This is a genomic window from Thiomicrorhabdus arctica DSM 13458 (assembly GCF_000381085.1).
In the GTDB taxonomy this organism is placed as follows: domain Bacteria; phylum Pseudomonadota; class Gammaproteobacteria; order Thiomicrospirales; family Thiomicrospiraceae; genus Thiomicrorhabdus; species Thiomicrorhabdus arctica.
Map to the genome: position 1 here is coordinate 1,608,335 of NZ_KB905899.1, position 21,381 is coordinate 1,629,715.

At 43.5% G+C, this 21,381-nt stretch carries 16 protein-coding genes; 9 read left to right on the forward strand and 7 right to left on the reverse strand.

Annotation, left to right across the window (positions count from 1 at the left end; translation table 11 throughout):
• Positions 1-16: 16 nt before the first annotated feature.
• From F612_RS0107570 to F612_RS0107600, 7 genes are all read right to left on the reverse strand, one after another.
• A complete protein-coding gene (locus tag F612_RS0107570; protein WP_019557158.1) occupies positions 17-1,201 on the reverse strand; it encodes a phosphoglycerate kinase in 1,185 nt (394 codons plus the stop codon).
• A 235-nt stretch (positions 1,202-1,436) separates the two neighbouring features.
• Entirely contained in the window at positions 1,437-2,435 is a 999-nt protein-coding gene (gene gap, locus F612_RS0107575; RefSeq protein ID WP_019557159.1) for a type I glyceraldehyde-3-phosphate dehydrogenase, read from the reverse strand.
• Positions 2,436-2,546: 111 nt separating this feature from the next.
• A complete protein-coding gene (gene tkt, locus F612_RS0107580) occupies positions 2,547-4,535 on the reverse strand; it encodes a transketolase (RefSeq protein ID WP_019557160.1) in 1,989 nt (662 codons plus the stop codon).
• A gap of 342 nt (positions 4,536-4,877) precedes the next feature.
• The gene (locus F612_RS0107585) at positions 4,878-8,105 is read right to left on the reverse strand and encodes an efflux RND transporter permease subunit (RefSeq protein ID WP_019557161.1); all 3,228 of its coding nucleotides are present in this window, start codon (positions 8,103-8,105) and stop codon (positions 4,878-4,880) included.
• Positions 8,102-9,364 carry an efflux RND transporter periplasmic adaptor subunit gene (locus F612_RS0107590; protein WP_019557162.1) on the reverse strand — a complete coding sequence of 421 codons (1,263 nt, stop codon included), beginning with the start codon at positions 9,362-9,364 and terminating at the stop codon, positions 8,102-8,104. Before F612_RS0107590 ends, F612_RS0107585 begins: the two co-directional genes overlap by 4 nt.
• A 216-nt stretch (positions 9,365-9,580) precedes the next feature.
• Complete coding sequence (locus tag F612_RS0107595; protein WP_019557163.1) at positions 9,581-10,840, reverse strand: multifunctional CCA addition/repair protein; 1,260 nt, start codon at positions 10,838-10,840, stop codon at positions 9,581-9,583.
• A gap of 115 nt (positions 10,841-10,955) precedes the next feature.
• Positions 10,956-11,927, reverse strand: coding sequence for an NAD(P)H-binding protein (locus F612_RS0107600; RefSeq protein ID WP_245539514.1), 972 nt, complete (start codon positions 11,925-11,927; stop codon positions 10,956-10,958).
• Between the two features lie 193 nt (positions 11,928-12,120).
• Here F612_RS0107600 and F612_RS0107610 point away from each other — a divergent pair, with 193 nt between their 5' ends.
• The 9 genes from F612_RS0107610 (at position 12,121) to F612_RS0107650 (ending at position 21,353) form a co-directional block, all read left to right on the forward strand.
• Entirely contained in the window at positions 12,121-12,417 is a 297-nt protein-coding gene (locus tag F612_RS0107610; RefSeq protein ID WP_019557166.1) for a YcgL domain-containing protein, read from the forward strand.
• A gap of 130 nt (positions 12,418-12,547) precedes the next feature.
• Positions 12,548-13,156 carry a superoxide dismutase gene (locus F612_RS0107615; RefSeq protein ID WP_019557167.1) on the forward strand — a complete coding sequence of 203 codons (609 nt, stop codon included), beginning with the start codon at positions 12,548-12,550 and terminating at the stop codon, positions 13,154-13,156.
• A gap of 298 nt (positions 13,157-13,454) precedes the next feature.
• On the forward strand, positions 13,455-14,066 hold the full coding sequence (locus F612_RS12365; RefSeq protein ID WP_019557168.1) for a urate hydroxylase PuuD: 612 nt from the start codon (positions 13,455-13,457) through the stop codon (positions 14,064-14,066).
• A gap of 207 nt (positions 14,067-14,273) precedes the next feature.
• Positions 14,274-15,092, forward strand: coding sequence for a DUF6502 family protein (locus F612_RS0107625; RefSeq protein ID WP_033394409.1), 819 nt, complete (start codon positions 14,274-14,276; stop codon positions 15,090-15,092).
• Entirely contained in the window at positions 15,085-16,521 is a 1,437-nt protein-coding gene (locus F612_RS0107630; RefSeq protein WP_019557170.1) for a DUF5666 domain-containing protein, read from the forward strand. The genes F612_RS0107625 and F612_RS0107630 overlap by 8 nt, the downstream gene beginning before the upstream one ends.
• 153 nt (positions 16,522-16,674) lie before the next feature.
• Entirely contained in the window at positions 16,675-17,232 is a 558-nt protein-coding gene (locus F612_RS0107635) for a thioredoxin family protein (protein WP_019557171.1), read from the forward strand.
• 260 nt (positions 17,233-17,492) lie between these two features.
• Positions 17,493-18,623: a glycerate kinase gene (locus tag F612_RS0107640; protein WP_019557172.1), complete on the forward strand. Its 1,131-nt coding sequence runs from the start codon at positions 17,493-17,495 to the stop codon at positions 18,621-18,623.
• A gap of 259 nt (positions 18,624-18,882) precedes the next feature.
• Complete coding sequence (locus F612_RS0107645) at positions 18,883-20,169, forward strand: DUF3419 family protein (RefSeq protein ID WP_019557173.1); 1,287 nt, start codon at positions 18,883-18,885, stop codon at positions 20,167-20,169.
• A 68-nt stretch (positions 20,170-20,237) separates the two neighbouring features.
• The gene (locus tag F612_RS0107650; protein ID WP_019557174.1) at positions 20,238-21,353 is read left to right on the forward strand and encodes a GNAT family N-acetyltransferase; all 1,116 of its coding nucleotides are present in this window, start codon (positions 20,238-20,240) and stop codon (positions 21,351-21,353) included.
• Positions 21,354-21,381: the final 28 nt, after the last annotated feature.

Below are 21,381 nucleotides of genomic sequence, written 5' to 3' on the forward strand. Positions count from 1 at the left end.
GCCAATAAAGGCCAGATTACTTTTTTGCAGCTGCTTTTTCTAGCATCGTCACAGCTGGTAACTCTTTACCTTCTAGAAACTCAAGGAAAGCACCACCACCCGTAGAAATATAAGAAACCTTGTCAGCGATATCGTACTTATCAATTGCGGCTAAAGTGTCTCCACCACCGGCAATAGAAAATGCTTTTGATTCTGCAATCGCCATAGCAATTGCTTTAGTACCTTCACCAAACTGGTCAAACTCGAAAACACCGACTGGACCATTCCAAACAACTGTTCCAGCGTTTTTGATGATTTCGGCTAATTCAGCAGCAGAATCAGGACCGATATCAAAAATCATATCATCGTCTTGAGTTTCTGAAACATTTTTTGTTGTTGCAACAGCTGTTTCAGAGAACTCTTTCCCACAAACTACGTCAGACGCTAAAGGAATAGCCGCACCACGTGCTTCCATAATTCCGTTTAACTTCTTACACGTCTCAAGAAGGTCTGATTCAGACAGAGACTTACCAACGTTATAACCAGCAGCCTCGATAAAAGTATTTGCAATACCCCCACCAACCACCAACTGATCCACTTTCTCAGAAAGTGACTCAAGTACGGTTAGCTTAGTAGATACCTTAGAACCACCAACAATTGCCACCATTGGGCGTGCAGGATTGTTTAACGCTTTACCTAAAGCATCTAACTCAGCCGCTAATAAAGGACCCGCACATGCTGTTGGAGCAAATGCACCCGCACCATGAGTAGAGGCTTGAGCACGGTGTGCCGTACCAAACGCATCCATAACATACACGTCACATAAGGCCGCATACTGTTTAGAAAGCTTTTCGTCATCTTTCTTCTCACCAACGTTAAAACGTACGTTTTCTAAAAGAACCACTTCACCATCAGCGACTTCAAAACTACCACTTAGGTAGTCTTTAATCAAACGCACTTCTTTACCGAGTTTTTCAGAAAGATTTGCAGCCACAGGTGCTAGAGAGAACTCTTCGGCATACTCACCTTCCGTTGGACGGCCAAGGTGAGACATTAGCATGACCTTAGCACCAGCGTCTGCAGCCATCTTAATAGTTGCTAATGATGCACGGATACGTGCATCTGAAGTTACTTTACCGTCTTTAACTGGCACATTTAAATCTTGACGAATTAATACGCGCTTTCCAGCTAGATCTAAATCAGTCATCTTAATTACAGACATTCGGTATTCCTCAGTTTAGAGTGTTGCAGAGCAACAAAAGTTTAATATTAAATTTTCCATTCCATTTTCAATCGCTCAAAAATGGAACAGAAAACATAATCAGAGATTACACATTCAAGAATGGAATTTGTGCGTTCAGTCGTGCTGGCAATTCAAGGCGGGCAGAGGGAATATGCAAGTGCACATGACCGATAACCAACGAAGCAGTGTCGGCGCTAATGAGCGCACAAAACCATTACTTGCCTACGTGCTCTACAACTCTCATCATGTTACATGTATAGCCGTACTCGTTGTCATACCAAGCGACCACTTTAACGAAAGTAGTATCTAAAGCGATACCTGCTTTTGCATCAAAGATAGATGGACGAGAATCACCACGGAAATCTGTAGAAACGTTTGCTTCTTCAGTATAACCAAGAACGCCAGCCATAGACCCTTCAGAAGCCGCTTTCATCGCTGCACAGATCTCTTCATAAGTGGCTTCTTTCTCAAGTTCAACCACTAAATCTACAACAGAAACATCAGAAGTAGGTACGCGGAAAGCCATACCCGTCAACTTACCGTTTAACTCAGGAAGAACAACACCGACCGCTTTAGCCGCACCGGTTGATGATGGAATGATATTTTCTAGAATACCACGTCCACCACGCCAATCTTTCATAGATGGACCATCTACCGTTTTTTGAGTAGCGGTTGCAGCATGAACTGTCGTCATAAGACCACGTTTAATCCCGAAGCTGTCATTAAGTACTTTAGCAACTGGCGCAAGACCGTTCGTTGTACAAGACGCTGCAGAAACAATTGCTTCACCTTTATATTCGTTATGGTTAACACCATAGACGAACATTGGAGTGTGATCCTTAGAAGGCGCAGACTGAACTACTTTCTTAGCACCCGCATCAAGGTGAGCCTGACATGACTCTTCTGTTAGGAAGAAACCAGTACATTCAATTACTAGATCAGCACCAACATCAGACCATGCTAGGTCAGCAGGGTTACGCTCTGCAGTAATACGGATTGTTTTACCGTTAACCACAAGGTTACCGTCAACAACATCAACCGTTCCGTCAAAACGACCGTGTACCGAATCGAATTTAAGCATGTATGCTAGGTATTCAGGATCAAGTAGATCATTGATCGCTACTACTTCGATGTTTTTGAAATCTTTAGCCGCGGCACGGAAAGCCATACGACCGATACGACCGAAACCGTTAATACCAACTTTAATAGTCATTGAGTTTTACTCCAAATAATGACCAGGCCTGGTTAATCTAGGCCTAGTTTAATAAAAAATTTGTTAATACTGAATGCAAATAATTAAGCCGCCTTTAAGACGACCCTTTAATTACTTACCGAGTACTTTATTAGCTGTTGCTACAACGTTCTCTACGGTGAAACCGAACTCTTTGAATAAGTCGCCAGCAGGCGCTGATTCACCGAAAGTAGTCATGCAAACCGTACCACCGTCAAGACCAATATACTTATACCAGCCATCAGCAACACCTGCTTCAATCGCAACACGCTTCACACCAGGAATCAATACAGAATCCTTATAGGCTTGATCTTGAGAATCGTAGGCATTAGTACAAGGCATCGACACAACACGTACGTTTGCATCCATTGCGTCAGCCGCTTCAACTGCCAATCCAACTTCAGAACCGGTAGAGATAAAGATAATGTCTGGTGTACCAGCGCAATCTTTAAGGACATATCCACCCTTCTCGATGTTCGCAACCTGCTCTGCAGTACGAGGCTGAGGCGTTAGGTTTTGACGAGAGAAGATTAATGCCGTCGGAGCATCGCCACGCATCATCGCAATTTTCCAAGAAACAGCAGACTCGATTGCATCACAACCACGCCAAGTTTGGAAATTAGGGATAACACGCATAGTTGCCAGTTGCTCAACAGGTTGATGCGTAGGACCATCTTCACCTAGACCGATAGAGTCATGAGTGTAGACATAGATCGTACCGATTTTCATCAATGCTGACATACGTAAAGCGTTACGCATGAATTCCATAAACATAAAGAATGTTGCACCGTAAACTTTGAAGCCGCCGTGAAGCACCATACCGTTCATCATATGCGCCATACCAAACTCACGAACACCCCAAGAAAGGTAGTTACCGTTAGCATTTTCATGGTTAACTTTAACCGTTCCAGACCAGTTAGTCAGGTTAGAACCCGTTAAATCGGCAGAACCACCAAACATCTCAGGTAGCAAAGGACCCATTGCTTCAATTGTATTTTGAGACGCTTTACGAGAAGCGATATTAGGCATATCAACTTGAGTCTTAGCGATGAAATTATCCATTTCCATTTCGAAGTTCGCTGGTAAATCACCGGCTATACGACGAAGGAACTCGGCTGCTTCAGCAGGGTAAGCCGCTTTATAGGCCGCAAACTTCTCATCCCAAGCCGCTTCATCCGTTGCGCCCTTCTCTTTATGATCCCAACCAGCATAGATATCTTCTGGAATAACGAAAGGTTCAGCCGTCCAACCAAGCTCTTTACGAGCTTCAGCAATCTCATCATGCCCTAAAGCCGCACCGTGGCAGTCGTGACTTCCACAAAGGTTTGGAGAACCAAAACCGATGATTGTTTTAGTACAAATTAATGTCGGCTTATCAGTGACTTTCTTAGCTTCTTCGATTGCCGCATTGATTGCATTAGCATCGTGGCCATCAACGTTCGGAATAACATGCCAATCGTAAGAAACGAAACGACCTGGAACGCCTTTTTCCATCCAATCACCAATGTGACCGTCGATAGAGATATCATTATCATCCCAAAATGCGATTAGCTTACCAAGACCTAAGGTTCCAGCCATGGCTGACGACTCATGAGAAAGACCTTCCATCAAACAACCATCACCCATAAAGACATAAGTATGATGATCAACGATGTCGTGACCCGGCTTATTGAACTGAGCCGCTAAAGTACGTTCTGCAATCGCCATACCTACCGCGTTAGTCAAACCCTGACCTAGAGGACCTGTTGTGGTTTCAATCCCTTCAGCGTAACCATATTCTGGATGACCTGCTGTCTTAGCGTGAAGCTGACGGAATTGCTTAATATCTTCCATACCTAGGTCGAAACCAGTAAGGTGCAATAAAGAGTAGATCAACATTGATCCGTGCCCGTTAGACAATACGAAACGATCGCGATCAGCCCATTTTGAATTCGTTGGGTTGTACTTCATGTGGCTGTTCCACAATACTTCAGCGATATCTGCCATACCCATCGGCGCACCAGGGTGTCCCGAATTTGCTTTCTGAACTGCATCCATGCTTAATGCACGGATTGCGTTTGCTAATTCTCTACGAGTTGCCATACAACTTCCTCAATTTTTAAAAAAATTCGGTGTTTGCACACTCCTCTACTAACTTTAAGCTCTCAATCTTCGTAAGAACTTAAAGGAGGAATGACAAGATAATTTGGTGCAATATTCTCTCTTATAATGAGTAAATCATCAAGTTTTCTTATTGTTTTCTTATGTTTATTTGCCCAACAGCACGACTTATAACAGCTTATTGGCGTTCTATTACGAATGAAAAAACCCCTAAACACGGCTTTAGTTACCTCTTTAGGCCGTCATAAGTCATAAAAATAATTAATTACAGTATAGAGTGGCTATAAAACCCACATCACCTGACCTATTGATATAAAGGTCTTCTCAAGAAATGGCCGCAGGATCCTCTGGTGCATTCTTGATTTTTTTATGAATGGCTTCCCCAGCATGTTCATACAAAGACAGCATGGCCGGGATCACGAGTAAAATCAAAAAGGTCGAGAATATCAACCCGAAGGCAATTGCGGTCGCCATTGGAATCAAGAATTGTGCTTGCAAAGAGGTTTCAAACAACAAGGGCGTCAAACCCGCCACCGTGGTTAAGGATGTTAACAGTACCGCACGGATACGCTGCACAGACGCTTCTTCTAAAGCCGCATTCACACCTAAACCAGATTCTCTGAGACGCTTATAAAAACTCACTAAGATAATGGAATCATTGACCACGATACCTGACAAGCCAAAGAAGCCAAAAAGAGACAAAATTGTCATATCCAGCCCCATCCACCAGTGGCCCATGATGGCGCCAATCAAGCCGAAAGGAATCGCCATCATCACCACCAGTGGCCATCCATAAGAGCCAAACACCCATGCCAGGACAATATAGATTATTGACAACCCAATCAATAAACCTATCTTCATATCCGCCAGGGTATCTGCTTGGCGTGCACTCTGTCCCTCAACGGAATAAATCAAACCGTATTTCTTCTCAAGTTCAGGGAGCGTACTTTTGACCAATTGCGCTAAAATAAGGTTGCTATTATTAACGGTTCTGTCGACTTCCCCAATGACATTCACAGCCAACTGCCCATCGACATGGCGCATCACATCAAAACCCCGTTTAGTTGACCATGACGCCACCGTGTTTAAAGCAACACGTTCACCAGAAGGGGTGACGACTTGCATGCTATTAAGGGTGGCTAAAGTGTTCTGTTCCACTCGAGGATACTGCACACGCACTTCAACTTCATCTTCTGAATCTGTAAAGATTTGCACTAAACGTCCAGAAAAAGCATCTGACAACTGACGACCAAGTGAAACATATGTCAGACCAAGAGCTTTACCTTGTGCTGTCAACTGATAGATCATCTGATCACGGCCATAGGGTAGGTCATCACGTATACCGCTGACCCCAACCACTTGCGATAAAACCTCTTGCAAGTCTAAAGAGGCTTGCTTCAAGAGCAAAGGTGCAGCGCCGGACAAACGAACATCAATATCACTGCCAGGTGGACCGCTTCTAGGTGATTCAATGGTGAGCACATCTAAACCAGGGACGATGCCAGCTTTTTGTTGCCAGACTTTCACAAATTCTGTATTACGAGTGTGACGTTGATCCGGCTCAACCAACTCTACATTTATGCCGCTGAAATTAGGGCCCGTTTGACTACTGGTTTTATTGTAATTCACGGTCGCAATTTTGACTATACCAGGTTCAAGCTGTTGTTCAGTTTCCCGTAAAGCTTGATAGAGTTTTTCAACATAACGGGAAGAGACCTCAGAAGGTGTTCCGGCCACAAAACGGGCATCCGCTTGCAACTTGGTCGACTCTGGCGAAGGGAAAAAGACAAAACCTAACCGTCCCCCAGCAAGTAAACCCATGACAAAAATCATCATCGCCAAGGTCGCTGATAACGTAATCAATCTATTTTTCAATACCCAGCGAATCACATGACGAAACTGATGATGGCGCACATGATCAATCCCTTGATTCAAACGATATCGAATCGAACCTGGCTGAGAGGGTTTTACACCATTTAAAGCATGGCGCAAATGACCGGGTAAAATCGTAAAACTCTCTATTAATGAAGCGAAAATCACAGCAATGATCACTAACGGAATGGCAAATAGGATATTTCCCATCTCCCCCCCAATCATCATAAGAGGTAAAAAAGCCGCTACGGTTGTCAAGGAAGAAGCGGTGACAGGTCCGAGCATACGATGGGCACCACCCTCTGCCGCCTGCAACGCTGGCTCTCCGCGTTCATGATGTGAAAGTGCATCTTCACCCACCACAATAGCATCATCAACAATTATGCCCAATGCCATAATCAGGCCAAACATGCTGACCATATTAATGCTGCCGCCCGCAAGATAAAGAATCATCAAAGTCGCGGCAAACGAGATCGGAATACCGACCGCTACCCAGAAAGCCACTCGCCCATTCATAAACATATACAGAATTAAAACAACCAGGACTAAGCCGCCAATTCCATTATTGACCAAGAGCATAATACGCTGATTCACCAATGACCAAGTTTGATCATAAACTTGAAGTCGCACGCCCTGTGGTAAAGCCGGTTTTGCTTCTGCTAACCAATCCATTAATATTTTCGAAGAGACTAAAGTATCGCCACTCTCGGCACGCTGTAATTGCATTTCAATAGCAGGATGACCATCAACTGTTAAATAAGGCGAATCTTTAATGGCACGGCGTTCAACCAATCCCACATCACCCAATGCTACATTTTCAGAATCCGAGACCACTAAAGGCATTTGATTAAATTCATGCACAGTGCGCTTTTGCTCTAAGGCACGCAAGTCTCGTACACTGTCGTTATCCCCCACAGAACCCGCCGGATAATCGCGACTCATGCTGGCTACCTGATTACCGACCGCTTCGAGTGAGAGGTTAAACTGTTCGAGTTTTTTCTGAGAAAGCTCGATCGCCATCTCTTCTGAGGGCAACCCAGTAAAACTTATTTTGTCGATCCCACGATTAAGTAACTCTCGCTCAAACTGCCGGGCCATTGGCCGCAACTCCGCTAAGTCTCCCTGCTCACTCACCAATAGGACTCGGGCAATCGATTCATAACGAACAATCCGTTCAATAACCGGCTTCTCAGCATCCTGCGGCAGATTACGCAACTCATTGATGCGTTGATTGATTTGATCGACCGCCTCAATCATATTCACACCCTCCTTAAACTTCAAGGTGATCACGGCAATACCCAATGAGGACGTGGAGGTCATTTCATCCAAATTATCTAAATTACGCAAGACTCGTTCAATGGGTTCTGTAATGCTGCGTTCAACATCCTCACCGTTCGCGCCCGGCCACACCACACGAACAGAAGCATAATCCAGGTCAAAATTTGGAAAGAACTGCACATTCAACTTCATTATGGCGACAATTCCTGCCAACAGCATAATGATCATCAATAAGTTAGGTGCTACTTTATGACGAGCGAACAGGCCAATCATGCCATGCGATTTAAAACTGCGCTCCTTGACTTCATAATCATGATCTTCAACTTGAAAATCGTGATTTTTATCCTGCTTTAATGGATCATGCTCCCCTGACACAGAGCCGTTAGATTCAGAGATGCTCATTGAACACCTTCAGAGACTTTCAAACCAGAAACGGCATTCGGTAAATGGGTAATATTAATTTTGGTATTGGCCGCAAACTTAGGCAAAATTAATGCCCAGAGTTCATCATGACGCAAGACATCCCCCACCACTTTAACGTGCTCTGATACTAGACGTCCCTCTCGAATAATATAGACTTGGTTTTGACCATAAAGCGCACTGTAAGGAATAGCAACCACATTATCAATCGGCACACCTTGCAAGCTAACTTCCATTAAATCGCCTGGACGAGCATTGCTCAGCGCGGGCGGTAAACGAAAGAAAGCATCGATTCCACTGGTCGTCGACTCTCCCGCCAGTCTCGTTAAACTCAGAGGGATTGAGCGTTGACCTGAAGCGCCATTATGTTGAGTGTAAAAGGCTTGTAAAGTAATATTTGAATCTAATGCTTGCTGTACCTCAGACTGCACCATAACGGGTAATTTGGTACGCAACACCAGTGACGATACACCATAAAAACTGACCATACTCATACCGGCATTCACACGAGAACCTTCACTGACCGATACTTTTGCGATTCGCGCATCATAGGGGGCAACTAATTGACCACGTTGCATGTTTAGAGTCGCCTGTCTCAAAACCGCCTTGGCTTTTGCCAAACGCGATTCATTCTGTGTCGCTTTCAGTTGATTTTCTTCTACCGCCAATTGAGCACCCACCACCACATATTCCTGCTTAACCAACGCTTCTTTTACCGTGTCTAAATCCGTCCGTGACGCCAAGTCTTTAGTAATCAATTGTTGAGTCCGCTCTTGCTTAACCCTCTTTAACTTTAATACTTTTTTCTCAAACAACAAACGTTGTTGATTGGCTTCATACGCCAATTTTTGTAAACGAACCTGTGCAGAAGCATCGGCCACATCGGCCTTTGCCTGCTGTAAAGGAATGTCTAAATCTGAAAGATTCATGCTCACCAGTGCATCACCTTGCTTAACCGACTGTCCTTCTTTTACCCAAACATTTTCAATCACACCCGAAATAGGCGCGGCTGCATCCACCATTGAGAACGATTCAACCTTGCCATACAGATTTTGTACTGGGGATAAGCTTTCAAAGCGCGCAGGTATCGTCTCAACCATCCAAACCTTTTCCTTGATCTGTACGGGGGGCTGCTCTACCTTGCTGCTTTTTAAAAACACAAAAATGACTATCGCAGCAACAATAATAATAATGGGAATGAGCACGCTTCTAAAACGCGTTTTAAAAGTAGAAACTATCAAGATGAACCCTTTGTGAATTTATTCGAATCGTCATAACATCAATCATTTAAGGTGGTACCGCAGTTAAGGCGCCCCCTGACAACCCATTTACTCGCTTTATTCTACCGCTAAAGCATTCATTGTAGCGTTTTAAAAAACTTATTTAAATCAGCATGATCCGTTTGGCGTATTTGACAAAAAGACCTTTAAACACCCATTTCTTTAATCCAAGAAGGATTAATACAACTGGATAAACTCAGCAATCAATCTCACTCTTTCTCGATCGATTGCTTCTGCGATTTCGGAACCTTGAAAACCTTGTTGAATCACCTTTTGATTATCAACCTGATTCACAGCATTTAACATCTGCCTCCAAAATTTTATATGCGGATAGGCAATCGATTCAAATCCGATTCGACCTTGAGAATCAGCTTTACAGGCGAGTAAAACATTTTCAAAACCCACAGAATCTTTTAAAGCGCCACAGCCTTTAAGCACTTTTAAATAAGTCACTGGTTTCAAATAAGGCCGAAAACGATCCGATTCTATGCTTTTTAAACCCTGATGAATCAAACCATGCCACTGCGTGACTCTTGAAGCCAGTTGTTGCCATTTTTTGGGAACACGATAACGTTCACATAATTCCACCACAATCGGGACGCCCGCAACCTCATGACCATGATGTTTAGGCCACAACGCTTCAGGGGTCATCGCTTTGCCTAAATCATGTACCAAAGCAGCAAAACGTACCATCGGATCATTTGACAACCCTGCCGCAGCATCTAATACCATCATCGTATGATTCCAGACATCCCCTTCTGGATGATATTTCTGCGGCTGAGTCACATGATGTAAAGCGAATAACTCCGGGAACAAAACTTCAATTGCACCGACGCTGTCCAACACGGAAAAAAACACGCTTGGCGTCTCGGTATTCAAAGCCTTAACCACTTCTTGCCAAACCCGCTCAGGCGTTAAGTCAGATAACTCTCCTGCCTGCACCATCTGCGTCATTAAGCTTTGTGTCTCTGGTGCTAGTTTGAAATCAAAAGGCGCTAACTTCGCTGCGAAACGCGCCACTCGCAAAACCCGCAAAGGATCCTCAGAAAATGCCTCTGATACATGGCGTAGGAGCTTGTTATGCAAATCCTGCTGACCGCCATAGGGATCTATTATGTCACCAGAAGGCGATCTAGCCATGGCATTAATGGTTAAATCTCGGCGAATAAGATCTTCTTCAAGCGTTACGTTTGGTGCAGCAAATACCTCGAATCCGTGATACCCGACCCCAACCTTGCGTTCGGTTCTGGCTAAGGCATACTCTTCCTTAGTCTTTGGATGCAGAAAAACAGGAAAGTCTTTACCCACCTGCTCAAAGCCTTTCGCTAACATCATTTCAGGCGTCGCACCCACGACAACCCAGTCGCGATCATAAACCGCTAAATCGAGCAAACCATCTCTGACGGCACCCCCAACTAAATAGACGTCTAAATCCACGACACGACCCTCTTTAAATTTACCATCTGACTATTAACCAATAAAAAAGCCGTCAATAAAGACGGCTTTTTTCAGGTGACTTAAGCATCACGCCCACTTGCATCATTGCAAGAGTTCACACCATTTCGCGAGGATTACGGCTCGCTTCTTTACGGTAAAAGTTGTAACGTTCACGAATATGATGCGGTGCGGCATAGGTTGAAATAACCCATTCCAATCCACTTGGCATAAAGCCGAATATGGATGAAAAATCGCTGTCCGAAACCATATCTTTTTTCAGCATTAATAACTGAGATGCAGAGACCGATGCCATGGGAGAAAGTGCGCCTAGCTTCACCATAATCGACGCATTTAGACGACACATAGGAAAAACGATGGCTTCTTTTTGCATGATTTCAGCGACTAATTCACCCAACTGTTTAAGGGTAAGACGCTCTTCACCGACCACTTCAATTTTCTGACCAAATGTCGCAGACTTACGAATTGAGCCAACAAAAGCTAAAGCAAAATCTTTAACCCAAACGGGTTGTAAAACGGTGTTCGCGTTTGCCACCATCAATAATGACATACGTTGCAACTGCTTTACAAACCGCGACGTCGTGTCATCACCCTCACCAATCAACAGGCTGGGTTTAAAAATGGTCACATTTGCGCTGGCAACACTGTGCATTAAGTTATCCACTTCCGCGAGTAAACCAAACCAATCACTTCCCGGCTGATCTAAAGAAGCCCCCATTTGAGATAAACTTAACACACGCTTTACCCCCGCTGACTCAGCGGCCAATTTTAGCTTTTGGTTAATGTGCATCAAATCTGATGACTCAATCATCTCATTGCCTGCTGAACGATCTGTGGTCAAATTCACCATAATATCAGCATCTGCAAGTGCCAACTTTAGCTGTTCGGCATCATCAAAAGAGGTTACAGCCCTAACAACCGTATTAGGATACAGGGCAAATTCACGATATCTTTCAGGTCTACGAACTAAAAGAGTGACCTCATAACCTGCCTTGGACAGCTCATTGACCACCTCCTTACCAACAAATCCAGTTCCTCCAAAGACGCTTACTTTGTTTCCTAATATCACACTAAAATCCAGTTATTTTATTCGAATCTGAAAAGAATAAGGAAATACTGATGATGGGTCAAGTTTTTCAGCATCAAAATATTTTCAAAGCATTTGCAACATGTTCATTTAATGTGCGTATTCTGGGTGGTTTGATTTTGGTACAATAGAAACCATTTAGTACAACTCTGCTTCAGAACAAGGAAAAAACGGTATGAACATGATAATGGTATCCGCTTACAAAAGCCCAAAGAAACAAGAACTTTTTCTTTTTATGCCGAAAAAAAATCGTTTAGAAGACCTGCCAGACGAACTTTTAGTCATGTTCGGTGAACCGGCTCATGTCATGGACTTTGAACTAACGCCTGATAGAAAGATGGCGCGCGGGGATGCGGCAACCGTCTATGAAGCGATGGTCACGAAAGGGTTTTATATGCAAATGCCTCCTGCAGAATTCGAAAAAATGGGGAATATGACACCACCCCCTGAACGTTTAGACAATATTTTTTAAATAAAAAACGACCAGGCCTGGTTAAAACGTTAATAACCAAACAGTTTACTCAGGTATTTACAATCAGCTGGTTGTAGATACAATAGAAGACCTGACATTACACTCTACTTATATTTAAAAGGAAACCGCCATGGCTTTTACACTTCCAGCACTACCTTATGACTACGACGCTTTAGAGGTTTCTATCGACGCTCGTACTATGGAAATTCATCATTCAAAACACCACCAAGCTTATGTCACTAATGTTAATGCGGCCATTGCAGGGACAGAATTAGAAGACAAGACGCTTGATGAGCTTTGCGCGGTTGCAGGAACTTTGCCACCAGCAGTGCGCAACAATGGCGGTGGACATTGGAACCATTCATTCTTCTGGGACGTCATGACGGGTGATAGCATGGGCGCACCTAAAGGCGCTCTGGCCGATGAAATCAATGCTACGTTTGGTAGCTTTGAAGAGATGAAAACAAAATTCAATACCGCCGGTGCAACCCAGTTCGGTTCTGGTTGGGCTTGGTTAACCGTTTCTGCTGACGGTAAGCTAGAAATCTCTTCTACGCCTAATCAAGACAACCCTCTAATGGATTGTGCAAAGGTGCAAGGCACACCTGTGTTAGGTTTGGATGTTTGGGAGCACGCATACTACCTTCGTTACCAGAACCTACGCCCAGCTTACATGCAAGCTTGGTGGGACGTGGTTAACTGGAACAAGGTTTCAGAGCTTTACAGCGCTGCAAAATAACCTGCTTAATGACTCAAGCCATTCATTCCGTTAAACGTTGAATGACCTAAAAAAGCCCGAATTTATTCGGGCTTTTTTTTCAACGATAATACCCACCCTAACAAAACACCTTCTATCGAACGGTGATTAACCACGACTCCTGATGGCCAAACGGCATGATTTTATACAGAAGACCCATTAGAACGTCAGTAAATCTAGCAAAACAAATATCCCGTCTATTCAGTTCTGTTAATATACGATCAATAACTTGATTTAAATCAAGAACTCTTTACTTATAATTACTCATCTGGAGATGATCATGAATCCACTTAACAGCATTATAGGCACGATCGCCCTAGGTTTTATTGCCGCGATTTTAGCTATTTTTGCACTCGACATACCAAGTATGTACGTCGCAACCTCAGGTTACGGCAGCTTTTCATTCCTAATCACTGTATGGCTACACGTTTTAGCAGGTATTATTTGGATCGGTCTACTTTACTACTTCAACTTTGTGCAAGTTCCTGCAATGGGTGCCGCCTTAGCGGATTCTGACGGTCCTGGTCCAGCGGCAATCGGTAAGTATGTTGCACCGCGTGCTTTACTTTGGTTCCGCATGGCGGCTGCAACCACATGGTTGGTAGGTGTATCACTGCTTGCTCAAGCAAATGGTGCTGGTTTCCAAGGCATTATGGATGCGTTCTTATTTGCGCCAGGTTCACAAGTCATCGGCCTAGGGGCATGGTTGGGTACGATCATGCTCTTTAACGTTTGGGTACTTATTTGGCCTAACCAGCGTAAAATTCTTGGAATGGTTCCAGCGACAGCTGAAGAAATTACCAAAGCTAAGTTCGTTGCCGCGATGGCTTCACGTACAAACGTAGTGCTTTCAGCCCCGATGTTACTCACGATGTTTGCAGCACACGTCTAAGCGTTGCTGACAGGCACGCACTGAGCATTTTATTCGCTCGATCATTTAGAAACCGCCTTTCGGCGGTTTTTTTATACTTAAGATAAAGAGTCTGCTGAGCCAGTCCACTTAATGGCTATAACCTTCTGTTCGCCTACGCTGCATAAGTTCAAATTTAAATAGTATAAAAAGTTGACATTCATTTTTTTGGGAATATAATCCCAAACTATGAAAGAGACATTAATAACAGCACTCAACAAAAGTGCACTTCAAATACTACGCCCCCTCATTCGGACAATGCTTCGAAACGGAGTGTCTTGTGGTAATTTTGAAGAACTCGTACGTAAGACCTATGTTGATGAAGCTTACTCAATCGAAAACTGGCATGGAAAGCAGTCTAAAACGACCATTTCGAGCGTCTCCGCCCAGACCGGACTCTCAAGAAAGGAAGTGAAACGCCTCAAAGAAATTGAGCAAGTAGACCACCATCAGAACGATCAAAAATATAACCGTGCAACGCGAGTTATTAGTGGCTGGATGCACCACAAAGAGTTTTTGGACCGTTCTGGCAACCCCGTTCCTTTACGATTAGATAATATCGCACCTTCGTTTAGTCATCTGATCAAAACGTACAGTGGTGACATTCCTGCCAAAGCGATGCTTGATTTATTAATAAATGCAAATTGTGTCGAAATAAACAACGACATGGTTTACCTAATCAAACCCGCTTATTTACCTGGCACTGGCTCAACCGAAGTTGCACGTATCTTGGGTACGGATACCGCAGAACTTCTTGAAACCATTAGCCACAATCTGACGGCCAGCGACAATAACAAACGCTTTCAACGAAAAGTGTCCACTCTTAAGTTAGACAAAGCTAAAAATCTGGAATTTCAAAAGATTGCGGCACAACACTCTCAAGCTCTTCTTGAGCATTTAGATACCTGGCTCTTAGAGCACGAAACGCATAACAACGAAGACAGTCAGTATGTCAGTGTTGGGGTTTATTACTATGAAGACAAAGATAAGGAAGACCATCATGATTAAATCTATTAAAACAACAGCCCTCACTGCAGCTATGGCTCTGGGTTTAACCGCATGCGGCGGCAGCGGCAGTGGTAATACTGCTGGCATCGGTGGTTCAGGCTATATTTCATCTGGAACGATTACAGGATTTGGTAGCGTCTTTGTGAATGGGGTTGAGTTTGAAACCGTCAGTTCAGCATTTGATATTGAAGGCACTCCCGGCACACAAAGCAATCTGGCAATTGGCATGGTGGTCCGCGTCAACGGTACGATTAATCCTGACGGCATCACGGGTACTGCAACGAGCATTATCTTTGATGATGAATTGCAGGGCCCTGTTTCTGGTTTAACGCCTACTCCTATTTTGCCCACCACGACCAGCGCCACTTTTACGGTATTAGGAACCACAGTAAAGATTGACCGTAGCTCGACTTCATTTGACGGCACAACTTTCAATTTTGACACTATCGCTAATAATGACAATATTGAAATCAGTGGCTTCTTCAATGCAAGCGGTACCCTTCTTGCCTCACGTGTAGAACTCAAAGAGCCTTTTCTAGCCGATTCGAGTATTGTAGAAATCAAGGGAAATTTGTTAACCACTGATAATATCAACTACACCATTAACGGCCTAATTATTAGCATATCAGGGGCAACAAATATCGACGATTTACCCAATGGGCTGTCTAACGGAATTCCTGTGCAGGTCCAAGGTACATTAAATGGTGCGCATACCATTATTACTGCCAAAAAATTTGAATCCGAAGAGCTTAAACTAAATGATTCAGAAGAGTTTGAAATGGAGGGCTTTATTACAAATTATGTGGATAACACGAACTTCACCATTAATGGCATTACCGTAGATGCGAGTGCAGCAAACTTATCACCTTCTGGAATTACTTTGGCGAACGATCTACAGGTAGAAGCAGAAGGTTCGATTGTTAATGGTGTACTCAAAGCCCAAAAACTCAAACTACGTGGAGGAGATGTCAAGGTTTACGCGACAGTGTCAGCGATAGATATTAATGCCAAGACTTTTAAAGTTTCTCCAATTCTAGCTCAACCAGCCATTACGATTGGTTTAGGAACAGAGACGGAAATGAAAAATGAGCTAACAGGTAAAGAGTCTTTAAACATTACTCATCTGACCGATGGTGATTTTGTACAAATTGAAGGCTTTGAAAACAACGGTTCAGTTTTTGCCTCACAAGTAAAGATTGTCAATCCTGGTAAGATTAAAGTTCAAGGAAACATAACAGAAACCAATGATGATGGGTTCATTACTGTCTTAGGAATGAAATTTGACATTGCATCATCCACTTTTGAAGACAGCAATAACAACTCCATTCCTACTGAAACCCTCTTTAACGTAGCAGCAGGTACAAACCCTCTCATATCAGTGACTGCAGCCTCAGATGTCGGTACCGCCGAGAAAGTAGAACTCGAATAGCGCTCGCCTAATAATTTTCGATGCTAAATTTATGCCCTGTTACTCTAACAGGGCATTTTTTTGTCTTGATTTTGTGTTTATGACCTAAAACCATATCTTTGTAACTGGACTTTAGTAAACTAATTTTATTTTTTCTAATTCAAGGATTGCCATATGGTCAGCTTAACCACCCCCGTCTGTAATTTTGAGTTACCTGCTTTTGATTTCAATCTACCCGGCGTTGATGGTCAGAATTGGACGTTAGACAAAGCCAAAGGCGACAATGGCTTGTTGGTGATGTTCATCTGTAACCACTGTCCATACGTCAAATCGATACAGCAACGTTTAGTAGACGATACCCGCATATTGCGAGATGACTTTGGAATCAACAGTATCGCCATTATGTCGAATGATCCTAATGAATATACGGAAGACTCTTTTGAAAACATGAAGAAGATTGCGGATTTATGGGACTTTCCATTCCCTTATGTCTTAGACGAATCACAAGCCATCGCCAAAGCCTACGGCGCGGTCTGCACTCCAGACTTTTTTGGTTACAATGCCGATTTAAAACTGCAGTATCGTGGCCGATTGGACGCTTCTCGTAAAGAGACCGCGCCAGGCGATGTTAAACGCGATTTATTAGAAGCGATGAAACAAATCGCTCTCACGGGTCAAGGTCCATTAGAGCAAATCCCATCGATGGGTTGCTCTATTAAATGGAAAGACTAAAACCCTTGGCGGAGTATTCATTTATGTCCCATTTTAAAATGACCAGGCCTGGTCATTTTGAATTTCAGACAAATCAGGTCTTTCTTGCTGTTCTTTACTAGACTAATTTGCTAATCTAATCACAACTGTTTTCGTCAACCGCATCTTCTAACCGTAGACTCAAAACTAAAAACACCCTTCAATATCCGCAACGTCGCGTATCATTGTTCCACTTTCATTGCCATTATCTTTTGTGATGTCTTGTGACACTGAGGAATATTATGCCTAAATCATTTCGAGTACTGCTCGCGCCAGACAGCTTTAAAGGTTCTTTAAGTGCCATCCAATTTTGTGAAATAGCCACCCAAGTGATTCATTCCATTCAACCGGATGCATTGGTCGTTTCGAGACCAATGTCCGATGGCGGCGAAGGTTTTGTGGATAGTTTTGTCTTTGCGGGTCTAGCAGAGCAACAAACTCTCTGGACGTCAAATGCCTTAGGACGTAAAACCAAAGCGACCTTTGCTTGGCAAGCCGACTCCAAAACCGCCATTATAGAGATGGCGCAAGCCTCTGGTCTACCGCAAATTCGTCAAGAAGAACGCAACCCTCTGCAAACGCATACCTATGGCACGGGTCAAATAATTCAAGCCGCGTTAGAGTTAGGCGCTAAAAAAATTATTTTGGGATTAGGGGGCTCGGCAACCAATGATGGGGGAGCGGCCGCGTTACAAGCTTTAGGCATTCCTTTGTTAAACAGCAAAGGCAAATCGGTTGGGTTAGGCGGTCAAGTACTTGCACAGATTAAAGAGATAGGTGATATTCCTGCCCATCTATTACAAATAGAGTGGCAACTTGCCTGTGATGTCACCAACCCCTTGCTTGGAGAACATGGTGCGACCCGAATTTTTGGACCGCAAAAAGGGGTCACAGAACGTAATTTCGATACCTTAGAAAAGGGCTTAGCCAATTGGGCCACTCTAATAGAAAACAAAACCGGCAAGCAAGTTAAAGATATTCCAGGTGCGGGTGCGGCGGGCGGTATGGCTGCTGGGTTTATTGGGTTACTCAATGCACAGGTGACGCCAGGGTTTGATATTTTAAATGAGCGATTAAAGCTTGAAACGCTTATTGCAGAAAAAGAGTTCGATTACATATTGACGGGTGAAGGTCGAATGGATGAACAGACTCGATTTGGAAAACTCCCGATGCGTATCGCCGAATTAGGGTTAAAGTATGGCATGCCGACCATCGGCATCTGCGGTAGCCTCACATGTTCGCCAGATGATTTACCTGAGTTCAAGGCTCTATTCAGCATTATGAACCACCCTATGTCAGAAATGGAAGCCTTGCAAAACACCCCGGTTTTACTGAAAGATACTCTCACATCGGTCATTAACTTGATCGTTTAACGACTTCAACCTTTAGTCACTAACGACCCTGACTCAACTTGTTCAGTTGAGTGCAGTGCAGAATATTTTAACAATGCAGCGCTCTTCTTAGTTATTTTCCACACTTTCTTAAATGACACAGAGTCTTCGTGGTGACTGATTAAACTCAATAAAGCTAACCGTCACAAAGCTGTTATACAAGCTTCACATTTTGTTCAACTAAACCTTTTATGATGATTCAAAACAAGCTACTTAGCTAGAACAATCAAAAGGGAATAAAATGCCTGCCAGCATGCCAACGATGGAACAACCCTCTAACCCGCAAACTAAAACCAAAATGCTTTTAGATTCGGCCGTGAACAACACCTCTATTTTTAGCCGAAAAGGGTTATTAGACAGGTTGTTTACAACGTGGTTTGACCGTTTAGTGTATCCGCAAATCTGGGAAGATCCGGAAGTGGATATTCAGGCCCTTAAATTGAATAGCCAATCGCGCATATTCACAATCTCTTCAGGGGGGTGTAACGCCCTTAATTATCTTACAGAGCATCCTGAATCGATCACCGTTGTCGATTTAAATGAAGCCCACATCGCCTTGATTAAACTCAAACTAACAGCGATTAAACATCTGCCTGATCAAATCGCCTTTTTTGATTTTTTCGGCAAGGCTGATTTAAAGAAAAACTTAGATCGTTACCATGCTGACATTAAGCCAAACCTTGATGAAAAAACCTTAGCCTATTGGGAAGCTAAATCTTCTTATTTCGGCAAAAAACGCATCACTCAATTTACCGATGGCTTTTATCGTCATGGTTTGCTTGGCCAGTTTATCGGCTTGATTCACTGGCTGAGTAAACGCCAAGGTTATGATATTTCCAAAGTCATGCAGGCACAGAACCTTAAAGATCAACAAACGCTATTCGACCGTCATGTCGCACCTGTATTTGAAACGCGTCTGGTCAAGTTTTTGTGTCATCGCCCCATCGTCATGTATAGCTTGGGTATTCCGCCTGCACAGTTTGAAGAGATGCATCACGAATCTAAACAAGACCGTCAAGGCATGCATGACTTACTCAAAGAACGCGCTCGCCGATTAGCTTGTGACTTCCCGCTTAAAGATAATTACTTTGCTTGGCAAGCCTTTAACCGCTCGTATGACATTGTCCACAGAGAAGCCGTACCTCGCTACTTAAAAACAAATCAGTTCAACACCTTGCAATTAGAACAAGACAAAGTGCATGTCTTCCACCAATCCATGACCGAGCGCTTAAAGGCCATGCCGGCTCAAAGCCTCAATGCCTATCTCTTTTTAGATGCACAAGACTGGATGGATGCGCAGCAGTTAACCGAGCTCTGGCAAGAGGTAAATCGTACCGCAATGACGAATGCCCGAGTGGTTTTTAGAACTGCTGGAACCACCTCGCCATTAGAAGAAAAACTGCCCGCAAACCTTCTGCAAAACTGGTATACAGATTCTTTACAAAATGAGCTCTGGACCCGTCAGGATCGCTCTGCAATCTACGGGGGTGTTTTTGCCTACTACCTGATTGATGAGCCGGACATTTAAATGACGCAAACGTTGTTCAAAATTAGCCCTCAACTTTACCTTCGATACCCCAATAAGAAGCTCAAAACATGCCCCTACCCTCTTCCGAAATAAAATGGTTTCCAGCTCAAGCCTTTGTCATTGGCTTAGAAGCCATGCAATGCCATCAACCGCCCAAAGCGATTAGAAACGTACAGACCGAGTTGGATAGTATCTGTATTGAGGAGCATGTTATTCCGTTGACTCGTAATCTTCATGAATACAATAATAGCTATGTATGTTCGCCTTATACGGCATATATCCGCTACGCTCGTGATGAGCTCGGTTTGATAGATAATCAAGCCTTACGTTTGGGGTTACGTGCATTGATTACCTTGGCCTCTGGTCTTTTGCGTTTAGGACAAATAAACCAGACGCTTTCAATCAATAACTGGTTATTTTCCACCAACATTGTGCCAAATTGGCAAGCAGAAAGCGTGCGTCAGTTTACCCAGCAGTTGGCATCCAAAAACCCTACGCACAGTTTATCCATTCGTTCTTTAAACCAAGAAACCAATGCTGAACTGATGCAAATCCTCACCGCGAATGGCTGGCAACTTCTGCCTGCTCGTCAGGTATACCTATTTTTACAAGGTGGCCAGGCCTGGTGGAAAAAGAATAATGTCCAAAATGACCAACGGCTATTACGCAAAACAGAATTCACTTTAATCCAACCGATCGAACATAACAGTCCTGATTTTGAAGCCATCGAAACGTGCTTTAACCAACTGTTTATCGAAAAACACTCGACACTTAATCCCCAATTTAGTGCGGAATATTTTGAATTCTTACATAATCATAAACTGGTAGAGTTTTTCAGTTTTAGAAATGCTGAAGGTAGAATCATCGCCAGCATTGGACTGTTTACGCAACATGGACTGATTACGGCTCCCATCCTAGGTTACGACACCGATTTACCGCAAAAATTAGGACTCTATCGCCTGTTGATTGCAATCCTTCTCAAAGAAACGCATCATCGCCAACAATCACTAAACCTAAGTTCTGGAGCAGGTGATTTCAAAAGACAAAGAGGTGGCAAACCCGTGGTCGAATACACTGCACTCTATACCAACCACCTCCCCTGGTTAACGCGCATCATCCTCAAAAGCTTCAGTAAGCTGCTTAACAAATTTGCACCCGAATTCTTACAAAAACACCAGCTTTAAGGGTTATCAAAGCTTGATTTATTCATTG

Coding starts and splice junctions, on each gene's coding strand:
- F612_RS0107635 (WP_019557171.1), top strand. CDS start 16,675: ATGGTCAGCTTAACCACCCCCGTCTGTAATTTTGAGTTACCTGCTTTT.
- F612_RS0107615 (WP_019557167.1), top strand. CDS start 12,548: ATGGCTTTTACACTTCCAGCACTACCTTATGACTACGACGCTTTAGAG.
- F612_RS0107610 (WP_019557166.1), top strand. CDS start 12,121: ATGAACATGATAATGGTATCCGCTTACAAAAGCCCAAAGAAACAAGAA.
- F612_RS0107650 (WP_019557174.1), top strand. CDS start 20,238: ATGCCCCTACCCTCTTCCGAAATAAAATGGTTTCCAGCTCAAGCCTTT.
- tkt (WP_019557160.1), bottom strand. CDS start 4,535: ATGGCAACTCGTAGAGAATTAGCAAACGCAATCCGTGCATTAAGCATG.
- gap (WP_019557159.1), bottom strand. CDS start 2,435: ATGACTATTAAAGTTGGTATTAACGGTTTCGGTCGTATCGGTCGTATG.
- F612_RS0107570 (WP_019557158.1), bottom strand. CDS start 1,201: ATGTCTGTAATTAAGATGACTGATTTAGATCTAGCTGGAAAGCGCGTA.
- F612_RS0107630 (WP_019557170.1), top strand. CDS start 15,085: ATGATTAAATCTATTAAAACAACAGCCCTCACTGCAGCTATGGCTCTG.
- F612_RS0107640 (WP_019557172.1), top strand. CDS start 17,493: ATGCCTAAATCATTTCGAGTACTGCTCGCGCCAGACAGCTTTAAAGGT.
- F612_RS0107645 (WP_019557173.1), top strand. CDS start 18,883: ATGCCTGCCAGCATGCCAACGATGGAACAACCCTCTAACCCGCAAACT.
- F612_RS0107585 (WP_019557161.1), bottom strand. CDS start 8,105: ATGAGCATCTCTGAATCTAACGGCTCTGTGTCAGGGGAGCATGATCCA.
- F612_RS12365 (WP_019557168.1), top strand. CDS start 13,455: ATGAATCCACTTAACAGCATTATAGGCACGATCGCCCTAGGTTTTATT.
- F612_RS0107625 (WP_033394409.1), top strand. CDS start 14,274: ATGAAAGAGACATTAATAACAGCACTCAACAAAAGTGCACTTCAAATA.